Raw genomic sequence first — 12,598 nt, 5'->3', positions numbered from 1 at the left:
ACCGCTTCAGCTTTGGTACCTGCAACAATGGCCACAATAGACCCTTTTTTACCCTTGGCGGCCTTATTGGTGATGATGGTGTAGAGCTCGCCATGAGACAGGCTTGTTTCATCAATGGAAAGGTGCCGGCCGAGGTTCTCTGGATACAGCAGCCATTTATCTGCATGGCTTTCTGCTCCCAGGATTTGAATTCGCTTAAATAGTCACGGTAATGCCGCAGAAGTTTTCTTCCATCCACGCCATAAAATTTACTGACCGTATAGATATCATTCAGGGCTGTATCGATTGATTTCTTTTAAAAGCTGCGAATTCCCCTGTCATCCGCGTTCCTTTTTCTACCAAAGTCCAGTTCCGGTAAATCACCTCATTGCTCTGGGTATCAATCCACCTTCGCCGTTTGATATGGTAAAAAACATTATGGCCACGTATAGGAAAATCCTGAACGGTAATTTCAGGAAAGAAACCCTTTGAATGCACTTTGGGAGAGGTAAGCTCGGACTGGAGATTGTTGATTTCCTCAAGATGGATATGAAAGGTGTCAGGATCTTCTACAACACCGGTAATGGTAAATTCGATAATATAAAATCCGGTAAGAATAAATTGAGTAAGGAGGCTACGGTAGAAGGCATGTAAAATGAAAATAGTAAAAAAAAACAAAGCTATCTGTTTTAATCCTACTCCACAACTTTTGGTATTGATCCCACAATAGCTTATCTTTTGGAACATTTACCTCTAAGCATAGGCCTTGGAGTTTGGAAGCTGTATTTTCGTGTGGATCTTTAGAGACTGATGCAATCCGCTTGTAACGTTTTATCAAAGGTCAGAAAAGCCGGAAGTTAGTTGAACGTATTGTTCATGGAGAAACGCTGATTGGAGTTTTGGCTCAGCTGGTTAGAGTCCCGCAAGTGCGGGATTAATCAGAGGGTCGCTGGTTCGAGCCCAGCAGAGGGAGCAAAAGCCGCAACGAAAGTTGTGGCTTTTTTTATTTAAAGTCCATTTTGGACTAAAAATTTATTATAATCCCTATCAAGTAAAGGGATCAAGGTTAGCTATAAATTAGCTACGAAGCAAAAGAAAGAGGCAGTTCTAATTAACGCTATATAAAACTGAACGCCACATGGTCTAGCCCCAGATCATGCGGCGTTAATGTGTAATCGAAAACCTTAAATTTGAATATCAAAAAAGCCGATTTATTTGTTCTCACCGTCCATTGTTATTTTCTGAACCTCGCTCTGTCATGGCTGTGGCGGGCAGAAAGTACTTACATCACCATTTGGGTTATTTAATCCTAATTGGCAATGAGGTGGAAGGTAAGCCATCGGCTGTTGCTGTTATCGTTACTGTACCCGGTTTGTTTTTAGCGCCAATAATGGCCAGGGCCAGACCATTGAATGCTTTACGATGATCGGCTTTGAACGATTCGTGGCTGGTTTGGCTTCCATTATCAACACCTGCCAGGAAGCTATCGGCTCCTGATAGTTTGAATTTTACATCATTATCAGCATTAGGCACCATTATGCCATTCTTATCTACAATTTTAACCGTGATGAAAGAAAGATCATGATCGTTTGAACGTATGGTGCTCCTGTCTGCGCTTAATTGTATCCTGGCTGGCGCACCCGCTGTTTTAACTTCGGTAGTTTTCACCACTTTGCCGTTTTTGCGCGATACGGCCTTTAAGGTGCCCGGCTCATAATTTACTTTCCAGGCAATGTGTAGACTGTCTCCCTGCTTTGATTTTGTACCTAATGATTTGCCGTTTAAAAATAGTTCAACCTCATCAGCATTACTATAATAGGCCCAAACATCAACTACTTTACCAGGCTGCCAGTTCCAGTGCGGTAATATGTGGAGCACTGTTTTATTGGTCCATTCGCCCTGATACAAATAATAAACATCCTTAGGGAAGCCAGCCAAATCAACTATACCAAAGTATGAACTGCGGGATGGCCATTGGTAAGGCCATGGCTCGCCTATATAATCAAACCCGGTCCATACGAACTGGCCCGACAGAAAAGCATGTTTTTTATATATCTTCAAGGTTTCTTCGTGGGTATGACCCCAGGGTGCCGAAATGTTATCATAAGCATTAACGGTATGATCAGCATTCATTTTCCAACTTACCCTTTTGCCATTCACGACCCCGCCTCCCGGCCACCGTTTAATGGTATCGGGCGAAGTATTGTAGACACCGCGGCTTTCCAGCGCCGAAGCAGTTTCCGTGCCAATGAATTTTTTACCGGGGTAATCCTTCTGAAAATTGGCCAGTTTATCGTTATGGTAATTGTAACCTAAAAGGTCAACAGCGCCCGATTCAACAATCTTATTGCCCGGGCCGGGTTCGTTATTACCTGTTGTGATTGGCCTCGTGGTATCCAGTTCGTGGATAATACCAGCAAGCTCACGGGCTATACGTGTCGCGCTGGTATCTCTTTGCTCCGGTATTTCATTTCCAATACTCCATATCATCACCGAAGGGTGGTTCCTGTCGCGCAGTATCTGATCTGTCAGGTCGCGTTTGTGCCATTCATTAAAGAAAAGATGAGAGTCGAACTGAGGCCTCTTATGAACCTGCCATACGTCAAATGCTTCGTCCATAATAATAAAACCCATGCGGTCTGCAAGGTCTAAAAACGCTGGTGCGGGTGGGTTGTGCGAGGTACGTATTGCATTTACGCCCATTTCCTTTAATATTTTAAACTGCCTTTCCAGTGCGTGCGCATTAAATGCGGTGCCCAGGGCACCCAGGTCGTGATGTTGGCAAACGCCGTTTATTTTCATGTATACACCGTTCAGGCTGAAACCTTTATCTACATCAAAATTGAAATAACGGATACCCAGCGGTGTTTCATACTGATCAACAACAACATTATCCACCAAAATTCTGGTTTGTACTTTATACAGGAATGGTTTGTTAACTGACCATAATACCGGATTATCAACACCGAAATTTTGGCTTACAGTAGTAACCGTATCCTTTAAACTAACATCTGTAAGGGTTTTGCTTGCTACTACTTTACCATTGGCGTAAATGCTGCTGATAATAGTGGCGGGTTTAGCATTGCCTGCCGCATTTTTGATGCTTACGCTCAGGTTAACATCGGCATGGCTGGCGCTTACCTTTGGTGTGGTTACAAAAGTACCCCAATGGTTAACGGCAATTTTGTTAGTGCTGATCAGCCAGACATTGCGGTAAATACCAGAACCTGAATACCAGCGAGAATTTGGTTGTAAAGAATTATCAGCCTTTACAGCTATCACATTTTTACCGCCATAATTTAAATAGGGTGTAAGTTCATATCTGAAACTGATATAACCGTTTGGTCTGTAACCTAAATGATGGCCGTTGATCCACACATCGCTTTTTTGATAAACACCGTCAAAAGCAATATAGATCAGTTTGCCTTTATCCGTTTGCGGGATGGTAAAGGTTTTACGGTACCAGCCTATACCGGCTGGTAAAGCGCCGCCTTCCACAGTTGCCGGGTTTTCTTTTTTAAATTCTCCCTCTATGCTCCAGTCATGAGGTAAATTTAATTTTCGCCAGCTGGCATCATTAAAATCAATATTTTGGCCGTTGGGTACGTCGCCCAGGTTAAACGTCCAGTTTTGATCAAAATCCAAAACCGACCGCCCACTTTGGGCATGTACAATGGCAGATAAACTGATCAGGATAAACAGGTATAGTAATTTTTTCATTTTGGTTAGAAATATTATTAAATGTATCTATAACGTTTATTTATATCAAGTAATTTAGCGTAAATTATGTGTTATATTACATTCACGCCTCTTCACCACCATGTTCCGAGAAATAGAAATGCGGTTCTGCAACGGGGGAAAATACCCTGACTTTAAAAATGATGGTTATGTCACTTTAGATAATTATAAAGCATGGCTTGGCTAGGTCTTAAAGATACCGAAGCCTACCAAAAATTTAAGGAAATGACTGGTGAAACTGATATCAGTCAGGGTTCGAAAATAGCTTTAATACAACAAGCAACAGTTAGCAGATGTAATTAATTTATATACCATGAAATACTTAATCCTCCTAATAATCATATTTTCAATTCGCTTTATAGCAGATGGACAAGAGAAAGAGAATATATATTATAGCCTGAAAAGCGGAAAATATACAAAGACTAACGTGACCAGGTATGTTACCATCAAGACCCGAAGGCTTGACACCGCTTACTCATTTACCTTACCCTGTAATTGTACTCCTAGGACCCTGCTTTTTTATCATAATACCAATCCTGAATCCGGACCCGTGAATGAGAAAATTTACACGATAAGCAAGAAAAATTTTCGACAGATCCGCTTTGTAAATCTTGAAACATTAATAGACATCATCAAAAAAAACGACACCTATTTCAATAAAAAATTTGATCTTTTTCTGGTGGAGCCTGGCGAAATTATAACTGTCTTTCCAGTATTCAAATTCACATCCTTCGGAGATTACGCCGATGATGTAATAGGACCATGATCATAAATTTAAATTTTTAAACGCAGGTTCACATAGTCAAGGGCGTTTTTAAATAGCAAAGGGATCAATCTAATTTGGTGAAAGGAATCACTTTGCTGTGGTTTTTCCAGGTAGCTTTAAACGCGGAACGGGCCGCCATTTTCGCCGAGATCCCCATTATTGCTTGGAATGGTATTTATTGCTACTTTTGAATATGACAGCATTTAGTTTATGACAGTATTTATTCCTGAAAGTGATGAAGATCTTTTAAATGCTTTCAATTCAGGAAATAAACAGGCCTTCGAAATCATTTATGACCGTTACTGGCTGCTGCTCATTCGCCATGCCAACCACATGCTTAATGATGAGGAAGAAGCAAAAGATGTGGTTCAGGAAGTTTTTACCGCCCTGTGGTCGAGGTCTGACAGCCATTCCGCCTATACTAATTTAGCCGCTTTCCTCTATGCAGTTACACGTAACAGAATTTTAAACCGCCTGAAACATTTTAAGATAGAAGCAAAATACTTAGCACAGGCGGAGCATATCATTCAGCACCCTTCACAAATGCCAGACAGCAAAGTTCGGGAACAGGACCTGAAACGTGTGATTGAAGAGGGACTAAACAGCCTGCCACCCAAAATGCGGGAAGTGTTTGAATTAAGCAGGAAACAGCATAAAACACATAAAGAAATTGCTGAACAATTAAATATCTCCGATAAAACCGTAAAAAAGCAAATAAATAATGCTTTGCGTATCCTGAAAAGCAAAATGGGTGATTCATTTAATATTTTCTTAACTTTTTTTTAATTCTGTCTACTACCAACCCCTTCTTTAGTTGTTATCACTGTAATTAGCCACAGTAAGCGCAAACAAAGGATGGAAAATCATCAGAATGAGCACGATAATTTACTTAAAAAGTATCAGCTGGGAATTTGTACCCCAGAAGAGAAGGAAATTGTTGAGTATTTATATATTTTTTCGGCCAATTCCCAAAAAAAAGACGGAAAAGTTATTGAGGATGGCCCGTTTCGCAATGAGATCTGGAAGAGGGTGCTGTTTGTTAACGGCATAAAAGATTTTGAGAAGCAAAATACGGTGCCATCTCCACAAATACAGAGACCTGCGCTGTGGAAAAAAATATCCATTGCGGCAGTTTTATGTATTGCCATTGGTACTGCAATTTTTTATGTAGTAAAAACGCAGCCTAAGCAGCAACAGGTAGTTTATACCAAAGATATTGGTCCCGGAAAAAATAATGCCACACTTACACTCCCTGATGGAAAAGTCATCATACTTTCTGATGCCCGCAATGGTGAGCTGGCAAAAGAACAAGGGGTGGTTATCCGCAAAACCAGCGATGGGCAAATTGTATACGAAGTAGTTGATCAGGGTACAGCCGGTAACAATCAGATCAATACCCTGTCTACTTTACGCGGACAAAATTATGAAGTGCGTTTGCCGGATGGAACCAAAGTGATCCTAAACGCGGCTTCTTCCATCAAATATCCTTCATCCTTCCTCGGGGCACTCAACCGTAAAGTAGAGTTAACAGGGGAAGCATATTTTGAGGTATCAAAAGATAAAGCCCATCCGTTTCTTGTGTACAGTAAAGGACAAACAGTAGAAGTATTGGGGACCCACTTTAATATTTCGGCCTATCCCGAGGATAAACTTTCCAAAACTACACTCCTGGAAGGAAGCGTAAAAATCAATAACCAGTTACTAAAGCCCAGTCAGCAGTTTATACGCTCGGCCACAACAGAACAAATCGTAGCTGTAAACCCTGATGAGGCTGTTGCCTGGACGCAGGGCTACTTTATGTTTAATGATGAACCCCTTGAAAATATTCTGTCAAGAATTGCCCGATGGTACAATGTGGAGATCATTTACAAAAACCAGGAGATTAAGAAGAAGAAGTTCCTGGGTACTATAACCAAGTATGACCAGCTCTCCAAAACCTTAAATCTTCTGGCCAAGACCAAAGATGTATCATTCGAAATCACCGGAAATAAGGTTTTCGTTGATCATTAAAAGGCCAGCAATATCATTAATCAACTAATCACTTAACCAAACCAACCAACATGAATAACCACCATCACGATCCTTAGGAAGGAACCGACGAAAAGGGTTTTTAGCATATTGATCTTTCAAAAACAAAATAGCCAAGGATGGTGGAACATCCCTGGCTGTGTTTTGCTAAAACCTCATCTTATCAGGTAATGAATCAATTCAATTTTAACAGATATCAAATGTATAAAAATTATAATAAGATTTTATGCAGGCCTTTGCGCTGCTTTTATAAAATATTGTTTATCATGAAGTTAACAACTATTATACTCTTAGCAACGTTGCTTCAGGTGAGTGCCACCGGATTCGCCCAAAAGGTTACTTTTGTGCAGAAAAACAGTACGCTCAAAGAAATTTTCGGAGCGATCAGAAAGCAGACAGGTTACGATGTAGTAGCCTCTTCAGATCAGCTTTTTCAAACGGTAAAAATAGATGCAGGTTTCAGGAACGCTCCGCTCGAAAAAGTTTTGGATAAATGCCTGGAAAATCTCCCGTTTAGTTATGCGATAGACGATCATTCGGTGATTATCAGCAGGAAAGAAAAGTCAGTAGCCGAAAAAATTATCAGCTTATTCATCCCTAAGTTAACAGTAAAGGGAGTGGTGAAAGTGCAAGAAAAACCACTCGGGGGAGTATCCATCCTGGTGGAACGTACACGTCAGGTGAGCAGGACAAAAGATGATGGCAGTTTTTCGATCGAAGGGCTCGAAAAGGAAGATGTACTGGTAGTAAGTTACATTGGCTATCAGCAGCAGAAAATACGTGTGGCAGATGTTGATGGGGTAATCAACATTGAACTCAAGCCAAGTACCAATGTCCTTGATGAAGTGCGGGTGCTGGCTTACGGACAAAAAACTTCTCAAAGAACAAATACCGGATCTACAGTTTCTATAGATGCGGCTGTATTGGAAAAAACACCAACTTCAGATCCTATTGCTGCCTTACAGGGCAGGGCCGCAGGCCTGTTGATTACCAATAACAGTGGCTTGCCAGGCGCACAGGTTAGTGTGCAAATAAGAGGAATCAATACATTGAATATGGATGGAAAAGCCAGAATGCCGCTCTATATCGTAGATGGGGTGCCTTTTACTTCAAGCTCTATTGCCACTTTAACCAATATTGGCGTATTTACTAATGGATCGAGTGAAAGTCCATTTAAAAGTATAGATCCCAGTTCAATTGCAAATATAGAGGTCCTTAAAGATGCGGATGCGACGGCGATTTACGGCGCGAGAGGCGCCAATGGAGTGATCCTGATTACGACAAAAAGAGGTAAAGCGGGCCAGATACAGATCGGCGCCGACGTTTATGCTTCTGTTGCTAAAATTCCACATTACATTGATATGCTGAATACGGAACAATATCTTGACATGCGCAGACAGGCTGCAATCAATGATGGGATAGAAATCACCGACGATGCATTTCCTGATTTAACGAAGTGGAGCCAGACGAAATATACCAATTGGCAAAAGGAGTTTTTCGATAAAACGGCGTTAACGCAAAATGCAGAGCTAAATATTACTGGTGGAAGTAATCAGACCCGTTTTTTGCTTGGAGGAGGCTATAGAAATGAGAAAACCGTGTACAATACCAGAGATGGACTAAAAAGTGGGAATATTAGGTTCAATGCCGATCACAATTCAAAGAATAATAAATTAAATCTTGCTTTGACCCTCAGCTATTCAGGTGATAAGAATACCGCTATCGCCCTTGATCCTGTTAGTTTTTACGCCCTGCCTCCCAATTACTCCTTATATAATGAGGATGGTTCTTTAAACTGGGCAGTGCCCAATCCGATTGCCACTTCCTTAAGCAAAATGGAAAACAAATCTAAAAGCGCCATCACCAATTTTGTGGGAAGTTACAAAGTATTGCCTGACCTGACGCTGAAAGCCAGTGTAGGTTATACTGATTTGCGGATCAGGCAAATGTGGTTGACACCTATCGCTGCACAAGACCCTACATCATCTAATCCTCAAGGCTATACCTATTATGCAAATAACAAAAACAACTCATTTACCTTTGAGCCACAGGCAGATTATGTCCTTCACCGTGGAAACAGCACTTTCCGCGCCTTACTTGGTGGTACCTATATTGATAACAGATCTTCAAATTATGCTTTAAATGCTTATGGCTTTACGGATGATGCTTTATTAGGCAATGTTTCTGCAGCCGAAAGGTCTGATACCACACAACTGGAAAGTCAGTATAGGTTTCTTTCTGCCTTTACCCGTATAGGATATGAATACCAGAATGAATTGTTCGTAAATGCAACATTAAGACGTGATGGTTCCTCTCGTTTCGCACCTGGTAAACAGTTCGGTGATTTCTGGTCGCTCGGTGCAGCCTGGATTTTTACAGAACGACCATGGATGAAAAAAGCACTTCCTTTCTTAAGCATGGGTAAACTGAGGGCAAGTTACGGACTTAGTGGTAATGATAATATTGGCGATTACAGTTATTTCGTGAACTACGAAAAAACCTTCAACAAATATCAGGGGACCGGGCTTTTCCCTAAAAACCTTTTCAATAGTGATTATCAATGGGAAGAAAATAAAAAATTCGAAGCCGCATTAGAGCTTGGTTTCCTGAATGATGCGGTGATGCTTACTGTGAATTATTACCGGAACCGTTCAGGTAACCAGCTGGTACTGTATCCTTTGGCTTCGCAAGTTGGAGTATCCGGTGTAAATCAGAATATGGATGCAAAGATCCAGAATAGCGGATGGGAATTTATGTTGAACACTTCGCAGATTAAACACAAAGATTTTAGCTGGACCTCAAGCTTTAATTTAAGCGTTGGAAGAAATAAATTGCTATCGTTCCCCGACCTGGCAAATTCTGCATATAAGGATCAATATGCCATCGGCAAATCCTTATCATTGTTCTGGGGATTCGACTTTCAGAAAATAGATCCTCAAACCGGTAAACCTGTATTCAGGGATGTGGATGGAAATGGCAATATAGAATATCCAAATGATTTTGTACCGTTAAGTAACCTTTTGCCAACATTTTACGGCGGTTTTACTAATAATTTCTCTTATAAGCGATTTGATCTGGATATTTCCCTGAGTTTTAAAAGAAACGAACGAAACAGTATTCTGAATTTGAGCCCCGGCGCTACTTTGAGTAACCAACCTATAGAAGTACTCGACAGATGGCAAAGTCCGGAAAATCCGGGTAGCCGCATCGCTTATACCACGGATGGTGTCCTGATTTACGCTTATAATTCAAGTTTGGCCACTGCCTTTAATAATTCTTACATCAGGCTTTCAAATGTTTCCTTTGGATATAGCTTCTCAGAAAAACAAGCCGGAAAGTTAGGGATGAAAAATTTGCGTGTATACGCAATGGGAAATAATCTGTTTACCCTGACCAACTATCCTGGATTTGATCCGGAAACAGGCATAAGTATGCCTACCCTGCGGTCGTTTACTTTTGGTCTAAAAACAACTTTTTAAAATTATACAATGAAAAATTTGATATACCGCATAGCTTTCCTGCTGATGCTGACTGTGGTTAGCACATCATGTAAAAAAATATTAGAAGTAAAGCCTGAGTTCATCAGAACTACCGAACAAGTATATGCAAATGATAAATCTGCAGATAGTGTAGTGGTTGGTATGTATGCTCAATGGGCAAGCAATAGTGGTTTATTTGATATTCCTATTGCTGGAGGGCTTTCTTCTGATGAATTGAAGCCAGGCGCATCATTAGACGATGATTTCCTGAATATGTACCATAACCGTTTAGATCCTGTCAACTCCTCTACCAAAACCTATTGGGCAGATTATTACAGTGTAATCTATACCGCAAATTCGATTATAGAAGGTGTCACAACTTCGAAAGGCATGACTACTTCAGGGAAACAAAAAGCTATCGGTGAGGCATTATTTATGCGTTCTTTTTGTTATTTCTATCTCGTCAATTTTTTTGGGGATGTTCCATTGGTAACCAGCACAGCTTATAAAGAAACCAAGAGTTTTCCCCGTACACCAGTCGCTAAAGTGTACACACAAATACTGGAAGACCTGCTAAAAGCCGAGAGTTATCTTGGTGATCAATATCCTACCGCTGGTCGTGTGAGGGCAAATAAATGGGTGGTTAAAGCATTGCTTTCCAGAGTATATTTATATACCGGTGACTGGAAAAATGCCAGTCTTAAAGCTTCAGAACTCATTGAAAATCGCAATCAGTATAGCCTTGGTGTGATGGAAGGAACCAGCGCAGATGATGCGGAGATGGATATTTTTCACAGCGATAATAAAGAATCTATCTTTCAGATGTGGAATGAAATTGGGTATGGTTTAGGGGGGCAAACCCTGGGTGATGGTGCTTATGTTGCCGTTGCGGATGAAGGTAATAATAGTCTTATCAATGCTTTTGAAGACGGCGATAAACGCAGATGGAATTATATTAATGAGGAAACCGACGGTTACAGAATCTACAAATATAGATTAGACCTTGAAAATTCAGCATATCAGGAAAATACTGTAGTGTTCAGACTTGCGGAGCAGTACCTGATCCGTGCAGAAGCCTTAGCAAAACTTGGACAACCTGATGCTGCAGTTGAGGATGTGAATACCATCCGTAATCGTGCCGGGCTTCAAAATCTGGATGATGGACAAACCGAAAGTTCGATTCTTGATGCCGTAGAACAGGAAAGAAGAGTAGAGTTGTGTTTTGAATGGAGTGATCGCTGGTTTAACCTGCGCAGACTTGGACACCTTGACCAGGTGATGTCAGAAAATAAACCTACCTACTGGAAGTCTACCGCTGCCCTGTATCCGGTACCAAGGGTAGAAATGCGAAATAATCCAAAATTGACACAAAATCCAGGTTACAACTAAATTTATAGAAATGAACACATATTATTACAGATCGATCCAATTTATACTTTTCCTGTTGCTGATCACAGGCAGTACTTTATCCTTTGCACAGAAGAAAGCTCCGAATTATACATTGACGGGAAAAATAACCGGCATGAAACCCGCTGATAAAATGACTGTTTATCTTGAACGTTATATAGGCGACGATATGCAACGGGATTCTACCCTGGTGAAAAACGGTGCCTTCAGTTTTCGCGGGAACGTAAAAGATCCGGTATGGGCAATCCTTTCTTATTCCCTGACCACGAAAGGAAAGAAGCAGGAAGCTGTACTCCCGTCTTATGAATTGTTTATTGAGAAAGGAGTTTTTACCATTTCCTTTCCATTGGGGAACATTTCACAGGCCGTATTTTCAGGTTCTCCTTTGAATACGGAAAAGGCAGCTTATGAAAGTAAAACAGCTGCGCTTACAAAGGCTTTGAGTGATGTAAAGTCTGCTTATTTCAGCATTGAGGATCTGTTGGGCGACAGCACACAAAACAAGGAAAAGCTCAAACAGCAGATGAAGACAATAGAAAAAACATCAGATTCCCTGGATCAGATAAAAATCACAACAGACAGTTCATATATTGCCCGCCATCCCGCCAATTATTTCAGTCTTTACCTTTTATCAGAATCTTTCAGGCATGGCATGCCTTTTGAAAAAACCATGGGCTTGTTTAAACAAATTAAAGCTCCATTGAAACTGACTTCAGTTGGGATAAAACTGACTGCAGACCTTAAACGTGCACAGAAAGTAAGCGTTGGAATGATGGCACCCGAATTTTCCCTGCCTGATTCTACGGGAAAGATATTCAGCTTATCTTCTTACCGGGGAAAATATGTGCTTGTCGATTTCTGGGCCAGCTGGTGCGTACCTTGCAGGCAGGAAAACCCTAATGTAGTTGCGGCCTATCAAAAATTTGCTGCCCACAATTTTAATATACTGGGTATCTCTTCAGATTTTGATAAAGGCTCCTGGATGACCGCCTTGCGTGAGGATAAATTGTCCTGGCCAAATCTACAGGATGTCGGCTCCAAAGTTGGTAAATTGTTTGATGTTTCGGCTATCCCTTCCAATTTCCTGATCGACCCTAACGGCAAGATTATCGCAAAAAACCTACGGGGAGCAGCGCTAGAGCGTAAACTGGCAGAAGTGCTGCCCCACTAAATCAGGCATATCGCAGCGCGGCATAGCTGA

General features: G+C 41.1%; 8 protein-coding genes. 6 read left to right on the top strand and 2 right to left on the bottom strand.

The features are described from left to right. On the top strand, positions 1–203 hold a 203-nt coding region (locus tag BLR60_RS25130), incomplete at its 5' end, for a hypothetical protein (protein ID WP_208600691.1). Positions 204–270: 67 nt separating this feature from the next. Here BLR60_RS25130 and BLR60_RS21010 read toward each other — a convergent pair. Then, positions 271–726: an ISAon1 family transposase N-terminal region protein gene (locus BLR60_RS21010; protein ID WP_244155719.1), complete on the bottom strand. Its 456-nt coding sequence runs from the start codon at positions 724–726 to the stop codon at positions 271–273. A gap of 552 nt (positions 727–1,278) precedes the next feature. Beyond that, positions 1,279–3,699 (bottom strand): beta-galactosidase GalB, encoded by a 2,421-nt coding sequence (galB, locus tag BLR60_RS21005; RefSeq protein WP_090503561.1) that lies wholly within the window; start codon positions 3,697–3,699, stop codon positions 1,279–1,281. 994 nt (positions 3,700–4,693) lie between these two features. Between galB and BLR60_RS20995 the strand changes: the two genes are divergently transcribed. The 5 genes from BLR60_RS20995 to BLR60_RS20975 all read left to right on the top strand — a co-directional run bounded on the left by BLR60_RS20995 (position 4,694) and on the right by BLR60_RS20975 (position 12,568). Next, entirely contained in the window at positions 4,694–5,269 is a 576-nt protein-coding gene (locus tag BLR60_RS20995; protein WP_090503557.1) for an RNA polymerase sigma factor, read from the top strand. 69 nt (positions 5,270–5,338) lie between these two features. Continuing rightward, positions 5,339–6,493 (top strand): FecR family protein, encoded by a 1,155-nt coding sequence (locus BLR60_RS20990; RefSeq protein WP_090503554.1) that lies wholly within the window; start codon positions 5,339–5,341, stop codon positions 6,491–6,493. Between the two features lie 284 nt (positions 6,494–6,777). After that, a complete protein-coding gene (locus BLR60_RS20985; RefSeq protein WP_167354799.1) occupies positions 6,778–9,990 on the top strand; it encodes a SusC/RagA family TonB-linked outer membrane protein in 3,213 nt (1,070 codons plus the stop codon). A 9-nt stretch (positions 9,991–9,999) separates the two neighbouring features. Continuing rightward, on the top strand, positions 10,000–11,379 hold the full coding sequence (locus BLR60_RS20980) for a RagB/SusD family nutrient uptake outer membrane protein (RefSeq protein ID WP_090503548.1): 1,380 nt from the start codon (positions 10,000–10,002) through the stop codon (positions 11,377–11,379). Positions 11,380–11,389: 10 nt separating this feature from the next. Then, a complete protein-coding gene (locus BLR60_RS20975) occupies positions 11,390–12,568 on the top strand; it encodes a TlpA disulfide reductase family protein (protein ID WP_090503545.1) in 1,179 nt (392 codons plus the stop codon). The last annotated feature ends 30 nt before the right edge of the window (positions 12,569–12,598 follow it).

Origin of the sequence: Pedobacter terrae (assembly GCF_900100705.1) — a bacterium.
In the GTDB taxonomy this organism is placed as follows: domain Bacteria; phylum Bacteroidota; class Bacteroidia; order Sphingobacteriales; family Sphingobacteriaceae; genus Pedobacter; species Pedobacter terrae.
This window is presented reverse-complemented; position numbering and strand designations above follow the sequence as displayed.